Origin of the sequence: Actinotalea solisilvae (assembly GCF_016464425.1) — a bacterium.
Taxonomy (GTDB): domain Bacteria; phylum Actinomycetota; class Actinomycetes; order Actinomycetales; family Cellulomonadaceae; genus Actinotalea; species Actinotalea solisilvae.
In genome coordinates this window covers 39728-62407 of record NZ_JADDKQ010000013.1, presented here as the reverse complement: position 1 = coordinate 62407, position 22680 = coordinate 39728, and the positions used below count along the sequence as shown (strand labels likewise).

Below are 22680 nucleotides of genomic sequence, written 5' to 3'. Positions count from 1 at the left end.
GACGACCGGCGTCCGCGCCGGGACCGGCGGTCCCCACCACCCCCTGGGTGCGGGCCGGGACGGAAGGACTGACCTGATGAGGCACGCGGAGACGGCGCGCGAGGAGGCACGGCGGTGAACGACCTGTTCCTCGACGAGATCGTCCAGCCGGACGAGCCCGCACCCACGCACTCCGACCGGTCGGCGCGACGCGCCGAGCGCGCCGAGCGCGACCGTCGTCGCAAGCGCCGTCGTCGGCGCAACCTCGTCGCGCTCGTCCTCAGCCTGCTCGTGGTCGGCGGCGCCGCCTGGGCCGTGGTCCAGTTCGTGCTGCCCATGATCGACGACCTGCGCGGCGCGACGCAGAGCCAGGAGACGGACGACTTCCCGGGCCCGGGCCACGGCAGCGCCGAGGTCGTCATCCCCGAGGCCGCGACCGGCGCCCAGATGGCCCAGGTCCTCTTCGACGCCGGCGTCGTCGCGTCGACCGGCGCCTTCGCGCAGGCGTTCACCGCGAACCCCGACGCTGCCGGCATCCAGCCGGGTACGTACCGGCTGCTGCTCGAGATGAAGGCGTCCGACGCGGTGCTCGCGCTGCTCGACTCGGAGAACCGGGTCCAGACCAAGGTGACGATCCCGGAGGGCCTGCGCGTCGACCAGGTCCTCGACCGGCTCTCGTCGGTCACGACCGTCCCGGTGGCCGACTTCCAGGCGGCCATGGCCGACCCGGCGGCGACGGGTCTGCCCGCCGAGGCCGGCGGAAGCTACGAGGGCTGGCTCTTCCCCGCCACGTACACGTTCCAGCCGGGGACCACGCCGGGCCAGATGATCGCCCAGATGGTCGCGCAGACGGTGGCGAACCTCGACGCCCGCGGCGTCGCGCCCGCGGACCGCCAGCGCGTCCTCACCATCGCGTCGCTCGTCGAGCGCGAGGCCCGGACGCCCGAGGACCGTGCCAAGGTCGCCCGGGCGATCCAGAACCGCCTCGACATCAACATGAAGCTCGACATCGACGCGGCCGTCGCCTACGGCGCGGGCGTGCCCGGCACGGAGCTGACGAACACGCACAAGGAGACGGACACCCCGTACAACCTCTACCTGCGCACAGGCCTGCCCCCGACGCCGATCGCGGCGCCGAGCCTCACGTCGGTCGACGCCGTGCTCACGCCCGCCGACGGCCCCTGGCTCTTCTGGGTGACCATCAACCTCGACACGGGCGAGACCCGGTTCGCCGAGACGTTCCCGGAGCACCAGGAGAACGTGCAGCTGCTGCGGCAGTGGGAGGACGAGAACCAGGGGTGAGCACCGCCCGGCGCGCGGCCGTCCTCGGTCACCCCATCGCGCACTCGTTGTCGCCCGTCCTGCACCGTGCCGCGTACGCGGCGCTCGGCCTGGACGGGTGGCGCTACGACCCGGTCGACGTGACCGAGGAGCAGCTGCCGGCCTTCGTCGGCGACCTCGACGCGTCGTGGGCGGGGCTCAGCCTCACCATGCCGCTCAAGCAGACGGTGCTCGGCCTGCTCGACCACGTCGAGCCGCTCGCCGAGGTCGTCGGTGCCGTGAACACCGTGCTCGTGCAGGGCGGTGGCGTCGGTCGGCCGGTGCTCGTCGGTGCCAACACGGACGTCCACGGCGTCGTCGCGGCCCTGCGTGAGGGCCTGGGGGAGCGGCGCGTGGAGCGCGCCGTGGTCCTCGGCGCGGGCGCGACGGCCGCCTCGACCCTCGCCGCGCTCGCCCAGCTGGGGTGCCCGACGGCGGACGTGCACGTCCGGTCGATGGCGCGCGCGGGCTCGACGATGCGCGCGGCGCACCGCATGGGCGTCGAGCCGCGCTTCCTCACGATGGACCCGGTGGACCGGCTGCTCGCGGCGGTCGACGCGGCCGACGTCGTCGTGTCCACGCTGCCGCCGCGCGCGGCGGACCCGCTCGCCGAGCGCCTGGCCGCGACCGGCGCCGCCGGTCGCGCCGGCGTGCTGCTCGACTGCGCGTACGACCCGCGGCCCACGGCCCTCACCGCGGCGTGGGCCGCCGGCGGCGGCGTCGCCGTGACGGGGGAGCGGATGCTGCTGCACCAGGCGACCGAGCAGGTGCGCCTCATGACCGGACGCCCGGCGCCCGTCGAGGCGATGGAGCGGGCGCTCGAGGCCGCGCTCGTCTGACGCGGACGGCGCGGGACCGGCGCCCGGACGGTGCGGGACGGGCGCGCTCGCCCGACGGTGACCGGGCGAAACGCCTACAGCACCGCCCCGGGCCTGCCGATAGGGACCTAGGGCCAGCCCTGCACGTGACCCCCGTCGCGGCAGCGGGCCCTCCCGACGGTCGGTCACCTGGAAGGACACCCGTGAAGCAGCTCGGAGACATCCTCCTCGACGAAGGACTCGTGACCGAGGGCCAGCTCATGGCGGCCCTCGACGAGCAGGCGGCGCGCGGCGAGTCGCTCGGCCGCGTCCTGGTCGAGATCGGGATGCTCAGCGAGGCGCAGCTGGTCCGCGCCCTCGCAGCCCAGGTGGGCATGGACTTCGTCGAGCTCGGCGAGTACCCCGTCGACCGCAACGCCGTCGCGCTCATCCCGGCGTCGCTGTGCCGCCGCTACACGGTGCTGCCGATCGCGCTCCTCGAGGGCGCGATGGTGCTCGCGATGGCCGACCCGGGCAACGTGCTCGCGGTCGACGACGCGCGGACGCTGTCCGGCCTGCCCGTGCGGACCGTGGTCGCCACCCACGACGACCTCACGGTCGCGATCGACCGCTTCTGCCGCGCCGACGACGAGATCGACGACCTCGCGAACGCGTTCCAGGACCAGCAGCCCGAGGTCGTGGAGGACCTCTCGGGCATCGGGGACTTCGTCGACGACGACGCCCCGATCGTGCGCTTCGTCAACCTGCTCGTCACGCAGGCCATCCAGGACCGGGCGTCCGACATCCACATCGAGCCGGGCGAGCACGAGATGCGCGTGCGCTACCGCATCGACGGCGTGCTCCACGAGATGCAGCGGTCCCCGAAGCAGATCCAGGGTGGCGTCATCTCGCGTCTGAAGATCATGAGCGACATCGACATCGCCGAGCGCCGCAAGCCCCAGGACGGGCGCATGTCCGTCACGCACAACGGCCGCAAGATCGACCTCCGCGTGGCGACGCTGCCGACGGTGTGGGGCGAGAAGGTCGTCATGCGCATCCTCGACAACTCGACCGCCAGCCTCGACCTGCGGGACCTGTCGTTCCTCGAGGACAACTACGAGACCTACAAGGACTCGTACACCAAGCCGTACGGCATGATCCTCGTCACCGGTCCCACGGGCTCCGGGAAGTCCACGACGCTGTACGCGACGCTCAACGCCGTCTCCCGGCCGGAGATCAACGTCATCACGGTGGAGGACCCGGTCGAGTACCGCCTCCCCGGGATCAACCAGGTGCAGGTCAACCCCAAGGCCGGCCTGAGCTTCGCCGCCGCGCTCCGCTCGATCCTGCGGTCGGACCCCGACGTCGTCCTGCTCGGCGAGATCCGCGACCACGAGACGGCCCAGATCGCGATCGAGGCGGCGCTGACCGGTCACCTCGTGCTCTCCACGCTGCACACCAACGACGCGCCGAGCGCGGTGACGCGTCTCATCGAGATGGGCATCGAGCCCTTCCTCGTCGGGTCGGCGCTCGACTGCGTGGTGGCCCAGCGCCTCGCGCGCAAGCTGTGCGCGAAGTGCAAGGAGGCGTACCAGCCGAGCGAGGTGGAGCTCATCGCGGCCCGCTTCCCCTGGAGCCCCGGCGAGGAGCTGCCCACGCTCTACCGTCCGGCGGGGTGCTCGTCGTGCTCGCGCACCGGCTACAAGGGCCGGATGGCGCTGCACGAGGTCATGCGCGTGACCGAGGACATCGAGCGCCACGCCGTCGCGCACTCGTCGTCGTCGGACATCGGGGCGACCGCGCGCGAGCAGGGCATGATCACGCTCCGCGACGACGGCTGGACGAAGGTCCTGCTCGGCGAGACCTCGATCGAGGAGATCCTCCGCGTCGTCGCGTGACGCACGGTGCCGCGCACCGCGCTCCGCGCTCCGTGGTGCCGGGCAGACCCGTCGTGCCTCTTCGCTCAAGGGCACCAGCACGTCGGTCGATAGACGAGCGAGGGCGCGACGCCCACGACGGAAGGGTCACCGTGAACGAGTTCCACCACGAGCAGCCGCCGCAGCAGCGGCCGCGTCCCGCCGTGCCCACCGGCGGCCCGGCCCCGTCGGGCCTGCCGTACGGCGCGACGCGTCGCGACGTGCACGGCACGCCCCCCGCACCGCAGGCCGCCGCCCACCAGGCGCCCCCGGCGGGCTACGGCCCCGCGGGTGCGCCCGGAGCGCGCCCGGTCGCAGGGCCCGCGGCCGGACCGGCGTACCCGCAGCCCCAGACCGCGCCGTACGGGCAGGTGCCGCCGCCGGCGGGCTACTCCCAGACCGGCTACCCCCAGACCGGCTACCCGCCCGCGCCCGACGCGGCGTCACGCCCGCTGGGCGCTCCCTCGCCGGCGCAGCCTGCCGCTGCCGCGAGCGCGTATACGTCCGCCCCGCCTGCACCGTCCGCCCCCGCGCAGGCGCCCGCGCCGTCGCCCGCGCCCCGTGCCTCGGTCGCCGCCGAGCGGTCGGGCCGGCTCGGCATGACCCAGGGGCCGGGCAGCGACGACCTCGACCTCGAGGCAGCGCTCCGGACGATGATCGCGATGGGTGCCTCGGACCTCCACGTCACGTCAGGCGCCCAGCCGACCGTCCGCATGGACGGGCACCTCCAGCCGCTCGACGGCTTCGCCCCGCTCGACGGCGAGACGATCCAGCGGAGCATCTACGCCGTCCTGACCCAGCGTCAGCGCGAGACGTTCGAGCAGAACCTCGAGCTCGACTTCGCGTACGCGGTCCGGGGGGTCGCGCGGTTCCGCGTCAACCTCTACCAGCAGCGCGACTCGGTCGGCGCGGCCTTCCGTGTCATCCCGTACGAGATCAAGCCCCTCGAGGCGCTCGGCGTGCCCCCGGTCGTGGCGAACTTCGCGAACCTGCCGCGCGGGCTCGTCCTGGTGACCGGCCCGACGGGCTCGGGCAAGTCGACGACGCTCGCGTCGATCATCGACCTGGCGAACCGCACCCGCAGCGACCACATCATGACGGTCGAGGACCCGATCGAGTTCCTCCACCGGCACAAGAAGTCGCTCATCAACCAGCGCGAGGTCGGCGCCGACACGCACTCCTTCGCGAACGCGCTCAAGCACGTCCTGCGCCAGGACCCGGACATCATCCTCGTCGGCGAGATGCGCGACCTCGAGACCATCTCGGTCGCGCTGACGGCGGCCGAGACCGGGCACCTGGTCTTCGCCACGCTGCACACCCAGGACGCCGCGCAGACGATCGACCGCATCATCGACGTCTTCCCGCCGAGCCAGCAGGCGCAGGTGCGCACGCAGCTCGCGGGCGCCATCCAGGGCGTCGTCTGCCAGACGCTCTCCAAGCGGGCCGACGGCCCCGGGCGCGCGGTCGCGACCGAGGTCATGATCGCCACGCCCGCGATCCGCAACCTCATCCGCGAGGGCAAGACCCACCAGATCTACTCGGCGATGCAGGCCGGCGCCCAGATGGGCATGCACACGATGGACCAGCACCTGGCCGACCTGGTCAAGACGGGCAAGATCACCTACGAGCAGGGCCTCGAGAAGTGCCACCACACGGCCGACTACAACCGGCTGACCGGCCGGACGGCCGGCGGCAGCGGCGGCGGCACGGCGTTCGGCGCCATGAGCGGCGGCATGGGTGACCCGCTCGGCAACCAGGCCCTCGGCACTGCTCCGAGCTACGCGGGAGGCGGTCACTGATGTCCAACGCCACGAAGACCTTCGAGTACGCCGTCCGGGACAAGGCCGGCAAGATCGTCAAGGGCAAGATCGAGGCGAGCAACCAGGCGGCGGTCGCCAACCGGCTGCGGACCATGGGCATGGCCCCGATCTCCATCAGCGAGCTCCAGACCACGGGCCTGTCCAAGGAGATCTCCATCCCGGGGATCACCGACAAGATCGCGCTCAAGGACCTCGCCATCATGGCGCGGCAGCTCGCCACGATGATCACGTCTGGCCTGTCGCTGCTCCGCGCGCTGTCGATCCTCGCCGAGCAGACGGAGAGCAAGCCGCTCGCGCGGGTGCTCGCCCAGGTCCGCAACGACGTCGAGACCGGTCTGGCGCTGTCGAACGCGCTGTCCAAGCACAAGGACGTCTTCCCGCCGCTGATGATCAACATGATCAAGGCGGGCGAGATCGGCGGATTCCTGGACAAGGTGCTCCTGTCCATCGCCGAGAACTTCGAGGCCGAGGTGAAGCTGCGCGGCAAGGTGAAGTCCGCGATGACCTATCCGGTCGTGGTCTTCGTCATCGCGATCGTCGCGGTCATCGGCATGCTGCTCTTCATCGTGCCCATCTTCGCGGGCCTCTTCGACTCCCTCGGCGGCGAGCTCCCGTGGCCCACGAAGATCCTCGTGACGCTCTCCGCCATCATGAAGTTCGCCGTCCCGATCGGCGCCGTCGCGCTCGTCATCTTCAGCATCTGGTGGGCCAAGCACAAGAACGACCCCGCCCTGCGCGAGCGGCTGGACCCGCTCAAGCTCAAGGCGCCCGTCTTCGGCCAGCTCGTCAAGAAGATCGCCATCAGCCGCTTCACGCGCAACTTCGGCACGATGATCCACGCCGGCGTGCCCATCCTGCAGGCGCTCGACATCGTCGGTGCGACGTCGGGGAACATCGTCATCGAGCGCGCCGTGAAGGCCGTCCAGGAGTCCGTCCGCACAGGTCAGAGCCTCTCCGGCCCTTTGGCCAGCCATCCCGTCTTCCCGCCCATGGTGGTGCAGATGATGGCGGTCGGCGAGGACACGGGCGCGCTCGACACCATGCTCGAGAAGATCTCCGACTTCTACGACCAGGAGGTCGAGGCGACCACCGAGGCGCTGACGTCGCTCATCGAGCCCCTGATGATCGCGGTCCTGGGCAGCATCGTGGGCGCGATGATCATCGCGCTCTACATGCCCATCTTCAGCATCTTCACCCTCATCGAATAGGGCATTTCGTCGCCGACCGGGACCTTGCGCCCGGGTGCGCTGCGGCAAGCGGGTGAAAAACACCGCCAGGGTGACCCGACGGTTAAGTCCCCCGCCGGGGTCACCGATAGAGGGGTTGTAGCACCCACCAAGCGCCGGGCGACCGGCATTCATAACGCGAACGAAGGGCAGCGCAATGATGTCGCGCATCCGCAAGTCCATCGAGGAGAAGGACCAGGGCTTCACCCTGATCGAGCTCCTCGTCGTCATGATCATCATCGGCATCCTCGCCGCGATCGCCATCCCGGTCTTCATGAACCAGCGCAAGAAGGCCGTGGACTCCTCGGCGACGTCGGATGTCTCGACGCTCGGCAAGGAGGTCGCGACCTACTACGTCGACGCGAGCACGGTCCTCGCGGCGCCGGGCGGCGTCTCGGTCAGCGGCACCGACCTCCAGGTCAACTCGGTGAGCGTCGGCAACAAGAGCAAGGACACCGTCAGCGCCGCGCTGTCGTACCCGGGTGCGGCCGGCTCGGCCACGACCACGGCCGCGTCGCAGAGCTGGTGCGTCACGCTCACCTACACGGGTGGCACGCGCTCCACGGCGTTCTACTCGGCCGAGAACGGCCTGAGCACGACCTCCTGCTGATCCAGTCAGCACAGCACTGAGCGCGATGGGGCGGGGCGTACGCCCCGCCCCATCGCGCGCTGCCCGACCCGACGACCGGCGACAGGGGACCACGCGATGACCGACCTGCGGAAGCGGGTGACGAGCCGCGACGAGGGATTCACCCTCATCGAGGTGATCGTCGCGATGTTCGTCGTCGTGCTCGTCATGGCCTCGCTGCTCGGCGTGCTCGTCTCCAGCATCGAGACCATCGCGCAGGCGCGGCACCGGCAGACGGCCACCGCCCTCGCGACGCAGGCCCTCGAGCGCCTGCGCGCCCTCCCGTACGACCAGGTCACGCAGACCGACGGCTCGGCCCCCGAGGGCGGCATCGAGTACGTCGTGCCGGTCGCGACCGCCTACGCCTTCCGTCCCACCGCCGTGCTGCCGGGCGTCGACGAGCCGCTGGTCGTCAACGCGCTCTCGGCGCACTGGGAGGACCAGACCGTCGGCGAGGTCCGGTACCGCGTCCAGGTCTACGTGACCCGCGCCCCCACCACGAGCGGCGGGGAGCAGCCCTTCAACCTCTACGCCCTCGTGAGCTGGACCAGCGCCGCGGACAACGGTGTCCGCCGGGTCGCCGAGCGCTCCGTGGCGTACTCGCCCGCCGGGTGCCTGTCGACCGCCCAGAGCCCCTTCGCGGCGCCGTGCCAGGCGTACTTCACCGCGCAGTCCGGCCAGGCGCTGGGTGGCGTCACCGTGACCAACGAGGTGGACGCGACCGCCCCGGTGCCCGGGTTCGAGGACGGCCGTCGGCTCGACCTCACGCTGAGCAGCAACGCGAGCAGCCTGCTCGTCGAGCAGACCGCGAGCGCCAACGCCGACGCCCAGACGACCGGTGCCCGCCGGGTCGGTGCGACGGAGTCCACCACCGGCACCGCGGTCGGCTCCGCGTCCGTCGACTCCGACCCGTCGTCGGCGCCGGACCAGGAGGACTCGGCGACGACGGGCAGCCACTCGAGCGGGGCCGTCGCGCTCCAGGGCACCGCGGGTCGCCTCGTCGCGCGGCCGGCCGGGTCCGACAGCGGGCAGGCGTGGGCCGAGATCAACGGCGACGCGACCCACTGCATCTCGACCTCGGGTGCCGGCTTCGCGACCGGCACGCAGCCGCACCCCTGCGCCTCGTCGATGGTGCGGCCGAGCTCCACGCCGGCGAGCCTCGACTACGAGCCCGAGGGCACGCTCGGCTTCGGCGCCCTCACGGTCCCGATGGTCTCCGTGCCCAGCACGGGCGCAGCGTTCCGGTCGGTCAGCGCGCAGCTGACGCAGACCAGCACGGCGGGCTGCACGACCGGCGCGGGACCGCAGAGCCTCGGCTGCGCGTTCACCGCGGCGAACCGCGCCCTGGGCGCGGTCCAGGTCGGCTCGAGCGCGGGCGCGTCCACGGTGCCGGCCGGCTGGGTCGCCAACAAGCCGGTCTGGCAGATCACCGGGCTCACCGAGAGCGCGCGCGCCGAGGAGGGTGCGGGCGCCCGGGCGCCGGAGTACGTCAAGTCCGGCATGCTCGAGGTCTGGGACGGGACGTCCTTCGTCACGGTGGACCTCGGCTGCTACGACCTCACGCCGTGCGCGGCGCCCGACAACGGTGCCTCCCGCGTCGTCACGATCCCGGCCACGACCGTGGAGTACACCGGCGGCGGCGGCCACGTGCTGTCCGTGACGTACGAGGGCGCCGTGACCGTGCAGCGTCCCACCGTCGTCCGCACGCCCGCCATCCGGACCGGCGTCGCGACGACCGACTGCAAGACCGAGGCGTGCGTGTCCCAGATCAACGGCGGCGCGGGGGTCGTCGGCAACCTCACCGTCGTCGTGGCTCGGGACGGGACCGAGATCGCCCGGTACGCCCTCTCGACCAACCTCTCGGGTCTCGTGGCCCAGGCGACCTACAAGGCGGCACCCAATGCGTGAGCGGCTCAGGCGCGCCCGCCGGTCCGGCGAGGCCGAGGCGGGCATGACGCTCATCGAGATGCTCATCTCGATGGGGGTGTTCTCGCTCGCGATCGCGCTCGCGTTCGGGGCGGTGATCACGGTCGTCCGCTCGACCAACGAGGCGCGGGACTCGGCGGCCGCCGTCACGGAGATGCGCCAGGCGCTCGCGCAGATCGACCGCCAGATCCGGTCGGGGAACGTGCTGTTCAGCCCGTCGGACGAGCCGACCTACGTCGGCACGTGCGTCGACATGGGCTCGCAGTCGGGCACCTGCATGCGCATCTTCACGCAGTCCAACGGGACCCGGCAGTGCGTCCAGTGGCAGATGCTCGAGGACGCGGGCTCGGACCCGAAGACCTTCACGCTGCGCACGCGCAGCTGGTCGACCGACTGGAACACGGGCGGCACCTCGCAGGGGTGGTCCGTCGTGGCGCGCGACCTGTGGGTCGACACCACGACGCCCTACAGCTCCGCGAACGCCCCGTTCGTCCTCCAGGGCGCGTCGACGCCCTACAAGGACCGGATGCTCCTGGTCCGGCTCTACTCGGCCCGCACGGCCTCGACGGGCGAGCACCTCCAGGTCACGTCCTCGCTGACGGGCCGCAACACCACGTACGGGTACGACTCCAGCCAGTGCGACAACCCTCCGCCCCCGTGAGGAAGGCCCTCCCCATGACCCACAGCCTGCGCGCCCGGCTGGCCGAACGTGCCCGGGGTGACGAGGGCATCGCCATCGTCGTCGCGGTGTCGCTCGTCGGCATCGTCGCCGTGCTCGTCCTCGCGCTCGTCGCGACCGCCGTGCACGAGAGCGGCGCGTCCGGCCGGGACCGGCAGCGCTCGAGCGCGGTGATGACGTCCGAGGCCCAGGTCAACGACCTGGTCGCCCACGTGCAGTCGACCGCACCCGGGTCGCTGCCGTGCGGGACCGTGCCGCCGGAGACGATCTCGACCATCACCGACCAGCTCGACGTCACGGCGGAGGTCGCGTACTTCACCGCGGGCGACGTGCAGGTCGACTGCGCGGACGTCCTCGCCGGCGTGCAGGTCGCCAAGGCCACCATCACCGCGACCTCGGTGTCGGACCCGCTCCTGGACCAGCAGGTGGCCCGGCGCACCGTCGAGACGCTGCTGCGGCTCACGCCCTCGTGGGGCAACGACCTCGACAAGGCGATCTTCGGCAACGGCGGCGTCACGCTCGCCAACCACGCGTCGATCTACGGCCAGAACGGCCAGCCGGACGCGGACGTCTACACGAACGGCAACGTGACCTGCAACAACAACCAGCACTACTACGGCTCGATCTACGCGCAGGGCACGGTCTCGATGTCGAACCAGTGCGTGGTCGAGGTCGACGTGCACGCGAAGGGCGGGTTCTCCGCCACGAACCCGCAGGTGTCGGTCAACGGGCGCGTGCTCGTCTCCAACGGCAACGCGAGCCTCGGCAAGATGCAGCTCGGGCAGCAGGCGCGTGCGTCGGGCTCGGTGACGAGCGACTCCGGCGGACCCTGCTACCCGGCCACCAACGGCAAGTGCGTCTCCGGGGTCGCCGTGCCGCCGCCGGCCGCCCTCGCGTTCCCGATCCTCAAGTGGGACGCCGCGACGCAGACCGAGTGGGCGAACAACGGCTACACCAACGTCGTGACGTTCCCCCGCGCCGGGTTCCCGTGCGGCTGGTACACCGGGCCCAACCTGGTCGGGCCGACGGGGCACAGCACGAACCTCAACGGCAAGGCCGACGGCGTCGGCGCCTGGCTCTTCGCGAACGGGCACACGCTGACGCAGGACACGATCGTCGTCTCGACGTGCTCGGACCCCGTCACGCTCCAGGGCATCGGGTTCACGCTCAAGGACAACCTGGCGATCTTCGCCAACGGTGGCGTGACGTTCTCGGGCAACTCGCAGATCACGTCGACGACGAGCGACTCGCGCAACCTCTACCTCATCCAGCCGTACGACGCGAAGCCGTTCGGCTGCAACCAGGACGGGATCGCGCTCAACAACCAGGTCACGGTCCACCAGACGGTCGACGTCCTGCTCTACTCGCCGTGCAACATCCGCAAGGCCAACAACACGACCCACTACGGCCAGATCTACGCGGGCGGCCAGGCGATCATCGACAACCAGCTGACGATGTACTACCAGCCGCTCCCGGTCTGGGGCGTCGTCACGGCGAGCGCGGCGATCGAGTACTACAACGTGGACATCCTCTACGTGCGCGAGAACACCTGAGCGTGGAGCTCCTGGACCCGCGACTCGTGACCGCGGGCGCGCTCGGCGCGCTCGCGGTCGTCGGGCTCCTCATCGGCTCGTTCCTCAACGTCGTGATCTGGCGCGTCCCGCGCGGTGAGTCGGTCGTCTCGCCGCCGAGCGCGTGCCCGGGCTGCGGGCACGCGATCCGGCCGCGGGACAACGTCCCGGTCGTGTCGTGGCTCCTGCTGCGGGGCCGGTGCCGCGACTGCGGCCGGCCCATCTCCGCCCGGTACCCCGCGGTCGAGGCGGCGACGGCGTTGCTGTTCGTGCTCGTCGGGCTCCGGATCGGCTGGAGCCCGGCCCTGCCGGCCTTCCTGTACCTGGCGGCCGTCTGCCTGGCCCTGGCGCTCATCGACCTCGACGTCCGGCGCCTGCCCGACGCGATCGTGCTGCCGTCCGCGGTCGTCGTCCCCGTCCTGCTGCTGGTGGCGAGCCTCGTCCTCGGCGACATCGGCGCGATGCTCCGCGCCCTCGCGGGCGGTGCCGCGCTCTTCGTCCTCTACTTCGGGCTCATGATGCTCAAGGAGGGGGCGATGGGCTTCGGCGACGTCAAGCTCGCCGGCGTCCTCGGCGTCGCCCTGGGCTGGCTCGGCTGGGGCGAGCTCGTCGTCGGCGCCTTCGCGGCCTTCCTCGTCGGCGGCCTCTTCTCGATCGGCCTCCTGCTGCTCGGGCGCGCGGGCCGACGCAGCCGCATCCCCTTCGGCCCATGGATCGTGCTGGGCGCCGCCATCGGCGTCGCGTGCGGCGAGGCGGTCTGGGACTGGTACCTCGGCTTCCTGCTCTGACACTCGTCGCCGGAACCTCTCAAGACCGGGGCCCCGCAACCCGATAGGACCACAGGGATGCGCACCCGCGCCCCGGCGAGAAGGGACCACCAGTGGCCAAGGCTGGAGTGATCGGACTCGACATCGGCACCACGCGCGTGCGTGCGGCCGAGGTCGTCTTCGGCGGTGGAGGACGGGGGGTGAACGCCCAGCCGACCCTCGTGAGGTACGGCGAGGCGCCGCTGCCGCCCGGCGCGGTGCGGGACGGCGAGGTCGCCGACCAGGCGACCGTGAGCGGCACGATCCGCCAGCTGTGGGCCGAGGCCCGGTTCCCGTCGAAGGACGTCAACATCGGCGTCGGCAACCAGCGCGTCGTGGTCCGCGAGCTCGACCTGCCGTGGATGCCGCCGTCCCAGGTGCGCGCGTCGCTGCCGTTCCAGGTCCAGGAGCTCCTGCCGATGTCGACCGACGAGGCGGTGCTCGACTACTACGCCACCGGCGAGACGGACGGCCCGAACGGGCGGATGCTCCAGGGCATGCTCGTGGCGGCGACGCGTGACACGGTCAACGCGAACGTCATGGCGGTCGAGACGGCCGGCCTGCGCCCGCAGCTCGTCGACCTCAACCCGTTCGCCCTCATGCGCTCGGTCGTGCGCGGCGACCTCGCCCAGCGCACGGTCGGCGTGGTCGACATCGGCGCGCGCGTCACCCAGGTGATCATCTCGGCCCACGGCGCGCCGCAGTTCGTCCGGATGCTCCCCTCGGGCGGTCAGAACGTCACCGAGGCCGTCGCGGGCGCCCTGCAGGTCTCCGGCGTGGACGCCGAGAACATCAAGCGCGAGGTCGGCGTCGGCTTCGCGGTCGCGCCCGAGCTGATGCCCGCCGCGGAGGCCGTGAACTCGGTCGTCCGGCCGCTCATCGAGGCCATCCGGAACACCTTCGTGTACTACGCCGGCAACCACCCGGGCGCGGGCATCGACGTCGTCGTCCTCACGGGCGGCGGCTCGCACCTGCCCGGCCTCGGCCAGTACCTCTCCAGCGCCAGCCGCCTGGCCGTGACGATCGGAGACCCCTTGTCGACGCTCAAGGTCGCGAAGTCCGCGCACCCCGAGCGCCTCACGGCGCAGTCGTCCCTCCTCGCGCTGCCCCTGGGCCTGGCGTTCGGGCTGGCGGCGTGAGCGCCCGGAAGGCCGCGGCGCCCCTCGTCGCCGGCCTGCCCCAGGTCAACCTGCTGCCGGCCGAGGTCCGCAGCAAGCGGGGTCTCGTCACCGTCAAGCGCTGGCTCGGCATCGGCATCGGGGTCGCCCTGGTGCTGTGCGTCGGCCTCGCCGGGACGTCCGTCCTCGCCGAGCGCTCCGCGGAGGACGAGCTCGCGCAGGCGGAGGGCGAGACCGCGCGCCTCCTGCTCGAGCAGGAGAAGTACGCGGAGGTGCCCGTCGTCCTCGCCCAGCTCGAGCAGACCAAGATCGCCCGCGTCCTCGGCATGGGCGGCGAGGTCCTGTGGCCCGACTACGTCGTCGCCATGGCCGCCACGGCGCCGGCCGGCGTCAGCGTCGAGAACCTCAAGGTCACCTCGGCGACGGCGCCCTCCTCGGCGACGGGAGCGGCCGTCGACCCGCTCGCGACGGAGATCGCCACCGTGAGCCTCACGGGCAACTCCCTGACCCTGCCCGACACGGCCGCGTGGCTCGACGGGCTCGAGACCATCCCGGGCTTCACCGAGGCGTGGTTCACGAGCGCGAGCGTCACCGAGCTCGAGGGCGTGACCTACTACACGGTCACCGCGACCGTCCAGGTGGACGAGCGCGCGCTGTCCGAGCGTTTCACCGCGATCGAGGAGGAGCAGTCATGAGGCCCCGAGCAGGCGGATGGATCGCCGGAGCAGTCTTCGTCGTCCTCGCGATGGCTGCGGGGACCTGGTTCCTCGTGGCGGCGCCCGGATTCGAGCGCGCGAGCGCCACGCGGCTGCAGGCGCAGGACACGCGCTCGCGCAACGACCTCCTCGAGGTGCAGCTCGTCCAGCTCCGTGCGGACTTCGAGAAGCTGCCCGAGTACCGCGCCGAGCTCGCGGCCCTCCAGGCGCAGATCCCGACGACCGGACGCATCGCCGACTACACACGTGCCGTGCAGCAGCTCGCCGACGCGAACGGCGTGAGCGTCGTCGAGATGTCGCCCGGGACGTCGACCGTGCTCACCCTGCCGACCCCGGCGGCGCCCGCCCCGGCGCCGACCGAGCCCGGCACCGAGGGTGACGGCACGGAGGCGCCCGACGGGACCGTCGACGCCGCGGGCGCCCCGACCGCCGCGACCGAGGCCGCGACCCTCGCGGCGCTCGTCCCCGAGGGGTTCTCGTACGTGCCCCTGAGCCTCAAGGTCGTCGGCCCGTTCGCCAACGTCAACGCCTTCCTCCGGCAGGCGCAGACGGGGACCGACCGGCTGTACCTGGTCACGGGGCTGGACGGTACGCGGCAGAAGGCGGCCGACGCGTCGGGCGGCAAGCCCGCCGTCGCCGACGGCGACCTCGAGCTCATGATCACCGGCGCGATCTTCGTGCTGCCCGACCCCTACGCCGTGCCGGTGCCGCCGACCGAGGAGGCCCCGGTCCCGCTCCCGACGAGCGAGCGCAACCCGTTCGCCCCGCTGGGCTGACGCCGCAGGACACCACCCTCGGCCCGCGTCCGCTGCCCGGACGCGGGCCGAGGTGCGTCCAGGCCCGTGGAAGGATCGGGCCATGCTGCGCTGGTTGACCTCGGGTGAGTCGCACGGCCCTGCCCTGGTGGGGATCCTCGAGGGCCTGCCGGCCGGCGTGCGGCTGACCACGGCCGACGTCCAGGCGGCCCTCGCGCGGCGCCGTCTCGGCTACGGGCGCGGCGCGCGCATGTCGTTCGAGCAGGACGAGGTGCGGGTCCTCGCCGGCCTGCGGCACGGCGTCAGCCAGGGCGGCCCGCTCGCGATCGAGGTCGGCAACACCGAGTGGCCCAAGTGGGTCGACGTCATGGCGGCGGACCCCGTCCCGCCCGAGCGGCTGTACGTCGACGCCGGCACGGGCGACGCGCGGGAGATCGCGCGCAACCGGCCGCTGACGCGCCCGCGCCCGGGGCACGCGGACCTCGTCGGCATGCGCAAGTACGGCTTCGAGGACGCGCGCCCGGTGCTCGAGCGGGCCTCGGCGCGCGAGACGGCGACGCGCGTCGCGCTGGGCGTCGCCGCCGCGCGGTTCCTCGAGCAGGCGGTGGGCGTCCGGCTCGTCTCGCACGTCGTGCAGATCGGGCCCGTCGGCGTGCCGGACGACGCCGTCCTGCCCACCCCCGACGACGTCGCCGCGCTCGACGCCGACCCGGTGCGCTGCTTCCACGCCCAGACCTCCGCGGCGATGGTCGAGGAGATCGACGACTGCCACAAGGCGGGGGACACCCTGGGCGGCGTCGTCGAGGTGCTCGCCTACGACGTGCCGACCGGGCTCGGCAGCTACACGCACTGGGACCGCCGGCTCGACGCGCGGCTCGCCGCGGCGCTCGTCGGCATCCAGGCGATCAAGGGCGCCGAGATCGGCGACGGCTTCCGCACCGCCGCGCGCCGCGGCTCGCAGGCCCACGACGAGATCGAGCGCGACCCGGAGACGGGGCGCATCCGACGGCGGACCAACCGCGCGGGCGGCCTCGAGGGCGGCATGACGAACGGCGAGGTGCTCCGCGTGCGGGCCGCCATGAAGCCCATCTCGACCGTGCCGCGCGCCCTGGCGACGGTCGACGTCTCGACCGGGGAGACGGCCCAGGCCATCCACCAGCGCTCGGACGTCTGCGCGGTCCCGCCGGCCGCCGTCGTCGCCGAGGCGATGGTCGCGCTCGTGCTCGCCGACGCGGTGCTCGAGAAGTTCGGCGGCGACAGCGTCGCGGAGGTCGCGCGCAACCACGCCGCGTACGTCGAGTCGATCCCCGAGCTCCAGCGGTGACGCGCGTGCGCGGACCCGTCGCGGTGCTCGTGGGCCCGCCGGGGTCGGGGAAGTCGACCGTGGCGCGCCAGCTCGCGGCGCGACTGGGCACGACGTCGCGCGACACGGACGAGGACGTCGAGCGCACCGCGGGCAAGCCCATCGCCGAGATCTTCGTGGACGACGGCGAGCCGCACTTCCGCGCCCTCGAGCGCGCCGCCGTGCTCGCCGCGCTCACCGAGCACGAGGGCGTCCTCGCGCTCGGCGGGGGAGCGGTGCTCGACGCGGTGACGCAGGAGGCGCTGGGGCTCTACCGGGAGGCCGGGGGCACCGTGGTGTTCCTCGACGTCACGCTGGCGCACGCCGCCCCCCGCGTCGGCTTCGCCACGGCGCGGCCGCTGCTGCTCGGCAACCCGCGCGGCCAGTGGCAGGCGCTCATGGAGGCGCGCCGGCCCGTGTACCACGAGGTCTCCACCCTGCACGTGCTCACGGACACCCTCAAGCCCGCCCAGGTCGCCGACGAGATCCACGCGGCGCTCACCTCGGTCGCCCCGGACAGCCCTCGCGAGGAGCCCCATGACTGACGCCGCCCCGACCCGGATCACGGTCCCGGGTGAGCGGCCGTACGACGTCGTCGTCGGCCGGCACCTGCTCGGGCAGCTCCCCGGTCTGCTCGGGGACCGCGTGCGCCGCGTCCTGGTGATCCACCCGGGCGCGCTCACGGCGTCCGCCGAGGCCGTGCAGGAGGACCTGCGCGGCCAGGGCTACGAGGTGTTCCTCGCCGAGGTGCCCGAGGCCGAGGAGGCCAAGACCGCCCAGGTCGCGGCCTTCCTCTGGGGCGTGCTCGGCCAGGCGGACTTCACGCGCAGCGACGCCGTCGTCGGGCTGGGCGGGGGAGCGACGACCGACCTCGCGGGCTTCGTGGCGGCGACCTGGCTGCGGGGGATCCGCGTCGTCCAGCTGCCCACGACGCTCCTCGCCATGGTCGACGCGGCGGTGGGCGGCAAGACGGGCATCAACACCCCCGAGGGCAAGAACCTCGTCGGCGCGTTCCACCCGCCCGCGGGCGTCCTGTGCGACCTGGCGACGCTCGAGTCGCTGCCGGTGCACGACCGGACCGCCGGCCTCGCCGAGGTGGTCAAGACCGGGTTCATCGCCGACGAGCGGATCCTCGAGCTCGTCGAGGCCGACCCGGGCGCGCTCACGGCGCGGGAGCCCGACGCCGCGGGGTGGGCCACGCTGCGCGAGCTCGTCGAGCGGTCCGTCGCGGTCAAGGCGCGCGTCGTCGGCGAGGACCTCCGCGAGGCCGACCTGCGCGAGATCCTCAACTACGGCCACACGTTCGGCCACGCGATCGAGCACGTCGAGCGCTTCTCCTGGCGGCACGGCGCGGCCGTCTCCGTGGGCATGGTGTTCGCGGCGGAGCTCGCGCGGGTCGCGGGCCGCCTCGACGACGCCGTCGTCGACCGGCACCGGTCGGTGCTCACCTCGCTGGGCCTGCCGACGACGTACCGCGGCGACCGGTGGGAGCAGCTTCTCGGCGCCATGCGGCGCGACAAGAAGTCGCGCGGCGACCTGCTGCGGTTCGTGGTGCTCGAGGGCGTCGGGCGCACCGCGCGCCTCGAGGGGCCGGACCCGACGCTGCTCGCCGCGGCGTACGCCGAGGTGAGCCGCGAGGCGCCGTCCGGCACGGCGATCGCCCTCTGACGGGCGGCCCCGCGCGATCCCCTAGCCTTGCGGCCATGACGCGCGTGCTGGTCCTCAACGGTCCCAACCTCGGCCGGCTCGGGGTCCGGGAGCCCGAGGTGTACGGCTCGGCGACGCTCGCCGACCTCGCCGACCGGGCCGCCGCCTGGGGCGCCGCCGACGGCCTCGAGGTCGACGTCCGGCAGACCGACGACGAGGCGACGATCGTCGGGTGGCTGCACGAGGCCGTCGACACCGCGACCCACGTCGTCCTCAACCCCGCGGCGTTCACGCACTACTCGTACGCGCTGCGCGACGCGGCGGCGCAGGTGACGAAGGCCGGCCTCGTCCTGGTCGAGGTGCACCTGTCCAACCCGTACGCGCGCGAGGAGTTCCGGCACACGAGCGTCGTGGGCGGCGTCGCGACGGGCACGGTCGCCGGGTTCGGGTTCGACTCGTACCGGCTCGCGCTGATCGCGGTCGCCGCACGCACGAGCGCCGGCTCCTGACCTCAACCTCGGCCCACCCGCCGCCGATACACCCGGAGGCGGTGCGACGGTCGAGGAGCAGGCGGACAGGATGACAGTGCAGGCACCGGTCGAGCCCTCGACCGTGACCTCGCCGGGCGGGTCGTGGCTGGAGCGCGAGCTCGCCGCCCTCGGCGCCCGCAGGCCCGGCCTCGCGGCGGCGCTGAGGTGGCTGTGGGCGCACCCCTCGGCGGTGCTGCTGACGCTCGCGATGGTGGTGCCCGGCGCGCTCGGGGCGGCGATCCCGGACGGCGACGCCGGATGGTTCCGGCGGGCCGGCACGTCGATGCTCGGCGACGGCGTCTGGGACGTGTTCGCCGACCCCGGCCTGCAGATCGGCCCCGTCTACCTCCTCGCCCTCGGCGTCCTCGTCACCGTCGTCCAGGCGCTGCACCTGCCGCTGCTCTTCACCGTCGCCGGGCTCCAGTGCGTCGGGCTCACAGCCCTCGCCCAGTGGACGGCGCGCCGATGGGCCCGTGCCACGGGCTGCACGCCGCGTCAGGGCCGCGCCGCGGAGTGGGCCGTGGCGCTCCCGCTCGTGCTGGGCGGGCCGCTCGCGGAGTCGGTGGGCAACGGCCACCCCGAGGAGATCCTCCTCGGCCTGCTGCTCGCGAACGCCGCGCTCCTGGCCCGCAGGCGCGGCTCCCTCGGCGTGGCCCTCCTCGTGGGCCTCGCGACGGGCGTGAAGCTGTGGGGCGTCCTGGGCGCACCGATGATCCTCATGAGCCGCAGCTGGCGCGACACGGTCCTGCGCGGGACGACGGTCGTGCTCCTCGCCGCGCTCGCCTACGGCCCGTTCTTCCTGCTCGGCGAGGTCAACACCTTCGAGTTCCGCTGGGGGATCAACGCGACGTCGACGCTCGGGCTCATCGGGAGCGCGTGGATCGGCTCGGACTGGGTGCTCCGCGTGATCCAGGGCGTCGGTGTCGGGCTCGCCGGCGCCGCCGCGTCGCTCCGCCGCGGCGGCACGGGGCTCGTCGCGGTCGTGGTCGTCATCTCCGTGCGCCTGCTCCTGGACCCGCTGCGACTGTCGTACTACTCCGGTCCGCTCCTCACGGTCGCGCTGATCTGGCTCTGGACGGTCGGCACGCGCCGGGTCGCCACGCGGGCACGGGTGGCCCTGACCGCGACGGCCACGCCCGTCGTCCTCCTGCCGTACTTCCTGGGGCCGACGGCCGAGGGCGTCGCCGGAACGCTCCTGCTCGTCGCGCTGCCGGTCGCGCTGCTCGTCCTCGAGCGGTCGCCGAGGCCGTCCCGGACCGCTGCGTGATCAGTCGCACGCGGTGATCTCGTACACCGTCGCGGTCCCGCCCCGGTCGACCACGCGGACACCGTCGCGGGGAGCGGTCGTCATCCGGGGGAGCTCCGCGCGCTCCTGGCGGAAGAGCACCGGGTCCACGTAGAGGTAGCGGACGCCGAACCGCGCGAGGTCGGCGCACACCTGCGCGTCCGTGCCGAGGTCGTCCAGTCGTCGCTCGAGGTCCCTGAGCCCCGGCGCGACCTGCGAGAGCGGACTCCGCACGCTCACGGACGCGCCGTGCAGCGCGTACAGGTGGGCGGCACCCGAGTGGGGCGACCCCAGGACGGCCCCGGCCCCGAGCTCGTCGCCGAGCCGCGCGAGCATCGCGAGCTCGGCGTCGGAGGCGAAGGTGGGGAGCTCGACGCCGTCCCGGCCGCCGGCACCGAAGTCGGCGCGCGCCGCCGCCGCCGTGTCGAGCGCCCCGGTGACGAGGCCGGGCACCGCGAGGAGGCCGCCCAGGAGGATCGCGACCTGCCGGCGGGGCAGGTCGGTCCGCAGCCGGCCCGTGGCCACGAGCCAGGAGCCCAGCGAGTCGAGCGTCAGTGCGGCCAGGGGCACGAGCATCGCCGCCACCACCGGCGCGAGCCGCTTCGTCTCCCCGTACCACGGCACGTCGAGGTCACCGAGCACCGGCAGGCCCGAGCGCCCGGCGACGAAGACGACGAGCACGAGCCCGGCCGACGCGGCGAGCCACCGCGCCTGCGGCAGACGCCGCACGAGGAGCGCGCCGACCACGGCGGCGGCGACGACGAAGACCCCGCCCCCGCCGGCCGCCGTCCCCAGCTTCCCGGAGAGCACCGCGACCGCCGTCGTCGTCCACTCGTACGGGTTGTCCCCGGGGAAGGCGCGGACGTGGGTCATCGGGCCGCTCTGCGCCACCAGGCGGACGACCGGCACGAGGAGGACGAGCCCGACCGCGACGGTGGCGAGCGCCGCGTGCCGCGCGCGCCCGCGCGTGGCCGCCACCGCCGCGACGACCCGGTGGGCCGCCCAGGGCAGGAGGACCAGCCCGGCCGCCAGCACCGCGTTGGGGTGGACGAGCGCGAGGCCCGCGAGCACGAGCGCCGACCCCGCGAGCCACCGCACGCCGAGCGGGCCGCGTCGCGCGACGAGCGCGACGACGGCCGGGAGGACGCTCAGGCCCATCGCGTTGGGGATGAGCCCGGCCTGCTGCCCCGTGAGCGTGAGGGGCAGCGCGACGCCCGCCGCGGAGAGGAGGGCCGCCCACACCGCCGCGCGGGGCCGGGCGGGCAGCAGCGTGCGGGTGAGGAGCGCCGCCCCGGCGGACCACGCGAGGGCGGTGGGGAGCACGACGGCGGCGTTGGACACGGTCGGCACGTCGGGCCACACCGGCACGAGCGCCGTGACGTCGTGCCACGCCGCGGGGTAGAAGAAGGGTGCGCGGCCGGGCTCGCCGGCGTCCGAGAGCACGAGCGAGGACCCGATGCCGGTCTCCTGGACGTGCCGGACGGTCGTCAGGTGCACGACGACGTCGTAGGCGTCGAGCAGCCTGCCCGGCGCCCGCATGGCGACGGCGACGGGGACCACCTGCAGCAGGGTGCCCACGGCGACGGCGAGGGCGGTCGCGCGTCCGTACCGGCCGCTCGCCGGCGCGCGCGACGTCGCGTCGCGCGACCGCAGGGCGTACGCGCCGAGCGCCGCGACGACGGTCGCGGCCGCCGCGGTCGGGCGACCCCAGGGCACGCCGACCGCGTGCGCGACGACGGCGCCCAGCCCTGCGGTCGCCAGGGTCGCGACGGGGGCGGCCGCGACGAGCAGGAGGCCGCGGTGTCCCGCGGCCCGGAGCACGGCGAGACCTGGCAGCCAGAAGGTCGCCAGCGCCAGGAGACCGGCGCCCCCGGCTGCGACCCATTCCACCCGGGAGTCGTCGGCAGGTCCGGTCGTGCACTTGAGCCCGTCCGACAAGGTCCAGCATTTGTTCGCCGCGCCACAAGGGCTAGCCTTGGTACATGTTCGTCGTCACCGTGGACCAGGTCGACAGCCGCGTGCTGGGCGACCGTGTCGACGCGCTCCTCGAGCGCCTGGGGACCGAGGGGGCGGGCGGGACACCCGTCCGGCCGTTCGAGCGCACGGTCGGTGACGAGGTGCAGGCGGCGTACGACGACCCCGACGCCGTGGTCGACGTCGCGCTCTCGCTCCTGCGCTCCGGGGGCTGGAGCGTCGGCATCGGGGCGGGGCCCGTCGAGGAGCCGCTGCCCGCCTCGGTCCGGGCGGGCCAGGGTCCCGCGTTCGTGGACGCCCGGTCGGCCGTCGAGGCCGCCAAGAGCAGGGTCCGCGCGGTGCCGCTCGCGGTGCGGGGTGCGGACCGGGCGGCCGCCGCCGACGCCGAGGCCGTGCTCACCCTGCTCGGCGCCCTCCGTGCGCGCCGGACCGTCGCGGGCTGGGAGGCCGTCGACGCGGTCGTCGCCCGGCCGGGCGCCACGCAGGACGACGTCGCGGCGCGGCTGGGCGTCACGCAGCAGGCGGTGAGCCAGCGCCTGCGCACCGCGCTCTGGTACGAGGAGCTCGCGGCGCGCGCGGCGGCCGGCCGCCTCCTCGCGCGGGCGGCGGGTGCGCCCGCGGGCGACGCCGTCGTCTGACCCATTG

At 73.5% G+C, this 22680-nt stretch carries 20 protein-coding genes; 19 read left to right on the top strand and 1 reads right to left on the bottom strand.

Features of this window, described 5'->3' with window-relative positions:
- Positions 1-114 precede the first annotated feature (114 nt).
- From mltG to JIG38_RS12015, 18 genes are all read left to right on the top strand, one after another.
- Positions 115-1281, top strand: coding sequence for an endolytic transglycosylase MltG (mltG, locus tag JIG38_RS12100; protein ID WP_307844861.1), 1167 nt, complete (start codon positions 115-117; stop codon positions 1279-1281).
- Positions 1278-2138, top strand: coding sequence for a shikimate dehydrogenase (locus JIG38_RS12095; RefSeq protein ID WP_199424071.1), 861 nt, complete (start codon positions 1278-1280; stop codon positions 2136-2138). The genes mltG and JIG38_RS12095 overlap by 4 nt, the downstream gene beginning before the upstream one ends.
- A 182-nt stretch (positions 2139-2320) precedes the next feature.
- On the top strand, positions 2321-3994 hold the full coding sequence (locus tag JIG38_RS12090; RefSeq protein WP_199424070.1) for a GspE/PulE family protein: 1674 nt from the start codon (positions 2321-2323) through the stop codon (positions 3992-3994).
- 131 nt (positions 3995-4125) lie between these two features.
- Entirely contained in the window at positions 4126-5811 is a 1686-nt protein-coding gene (locus tag JIG38_RS12085) for a type IV pilus twitching motility protein PilT (protein ID WP_307844860.1), read from the top strand.
- Positions 5811-7040 (top strand): type II secretion system F family protein, encoded by a 1230-nt coding sequence (locus JIG38_RS12080; protein WP_199424069.1) that lies wholly within the window; start codon positions 5811-5813, stop codon positions 7038-7040. Before JIG38_RS12085 ends, JIG38_RS12080 begins: the two co-directional genes overlap by 1 nt.
- Positions 7041-7215: 175 nt before the next feature.
- Positions 7216-7668: a type II secretion system protein gene (locus JIG38_RS20255; RefSeq protein ID WP_233404890.1), complete on the top strand. Its 453-nt coding sequence runs from the start codon at positions 7216-7218 to the stop codon at positions 7666-7668.
- Between the two features lie 96 nt (positions 7669-7764).
- Positions 7765-9594 (top strand): type IV pilus modification PilV family protein, encoded by a 1830-nt coding sequence (locus JIG38_RS12070; protein WP_199424068.1) that lies wholly within the window; start codon positions 7765-7767, stop codon positions 9592-9594.
- On the top strand, positions 9587-10273 hold the full coding sequence (locus tag JIG38_RS12065) for a prepilin-type N-terminal cleavage/methylation domain-containing protein (RefSeq protein WP_199424067.1): 687 nt from the start codon (positions 9587-9589) through the stop codon (positions 10271-10273). Before JIG38_RS12070 ends, JIG38_RS12065 begins: the two co-directional genes overlap by 8 nt.
- Before the next feature lie 14 nt (positions 10274-10287).
- A complete protein-coding gene (locus JIG38_RS12060) occupies positions 10288-11844 on the top strand; it encodes a hypothetical protein (RefSeq protein WP_199424066.1) in 1557 nt (518 codons plus the stop codon).
- Between the two features lie 2 nt (positions 11845-11846).
- A complete protein-coding gene (locus JIG38_RS12055; protein ID WP_307844859.1) occupies positions 11847-12650 on the top strand; it encodes a prepilin peptidase in 804 nt (267 codons plus the stop codon).
- 92 nt (positions 12651-12742) lie between these two features.
- Entirely contained in the window at positions 12743-13807 is a 1065-nt protein-coding gene (pilM, locus tag JIG38_RS12050) for a type IV pilus assembly protein PilM (protein ID WP_199424065.1), read from the top strand.
- On the top strand, positions 13804-14481 hold the full coding sequence (locus tag JIG38_RS12045; protein ID WP_199424064.1) for a PilN family protein: 678 nt from the start codon (positions 13804-13806) through the stop codon (positions 14479-14481). Before pilM ends, JIG38_RS12045 begins: the two co-directional genes overlap by 4 nt.
- On the top strand, positions 14478-15278 hold the full coding sequence (locus tag JIG38_RS12040) for a hypothetical protein (RefSeq protein WP_199424063.1): 801 nt from the start codon (positions 14478-14480) through the stop codon (positions 15276-15278). The genes JIG38_RS12045 and JIG38_RS12040 overlap by 4 nt, the downstream gene beginning before the upstream one ends.
- Before the next feature lie 82 nt (positions 15279-15360).
- Positions 15361-16581, top strand: coding sequence for a chorismate synthase (aroC, locus tag JIG38_RS12035; protein ID WP_199424062.1), 1221 nt, complete (start codon positions 15361-15363; stop codon positions 16579-16581).
- 5 nt (positions 16582-16586) lie between these two features.
- Positions 16587-17144: a shikimate kinase gene (locus JIG38_RS12030; RefSeq protein WP_199424061.1), complete on the top strand. Its 558-nt coding sequence runs from the start codon at positions 16587-16589 to the stop codon at positions 17142-17144.
- A complete protein-coding gene (aroB, locus tag JIG38_RS12025) occupies positions 17137-18267 on the top strand; it encodes a 3-dehydroquinate synthase (protein ID WP_199424060.1) in 1131 nt (376 codons plus the stop codon). Before JIG38_RS12030 ends, aroB begins: the two co-directional genes overlap by 8 nt.
- A gap of 35 nt (positions 18268-18302) precedes the next feature.
- Positions 18303-18755, top strand: a complete 453-nt coding sequence (locus JIG38_RS12020) for a type II 3-dehydroquinate dehydratase (RefSeq protein WP_199424059.1) — start codon at positions 18303-18305, stop codon at positions 18753-18755.
- Positions 18756-18825: 70 nt separating this feature from the next.
- On the top strand, positions 18826-20043 hold the full coding sequence (locus JIG38_RS12015; protein WP_199424058.1) for a glycosyltransferase 87 family protein: 1218 nt from the start codon (positions 18826-18828) through the stop codon (positions 20041-20043).
- On the opposite strand, the gene JIG38_RS12010 is transcribed toward JIG38_RS12015, so the two are convergent.
- On the bottom strand, positions 20044-21951 hold the full coding sequence (locus tag JIG38_RS12010) for a DUF6541 family protein (protein ID WP_199424057.1): 1908 nt from the start codon (positions 21949-21951) through the stop codon (positions 20044-20046). It abuts the gene before it with no gap.
- Positions 21952-22043: 92 nt separating this feature from the next.
- On the opposite strand from JIG38_RS12010, the gene JIG38_RS12005 reads away from it, so the two are divergent.
- Positions 22044-22673, top strand: a complete 630-nt coding sequence (locus JIG38_RS12005; protein ID WP_199424056.1) for a hypothetical protein — start codon at positions 22044-22046, stop codon at positions 22671-22673.
- Positions 22674-22680 lie beyond the last annotated feature (7 nt).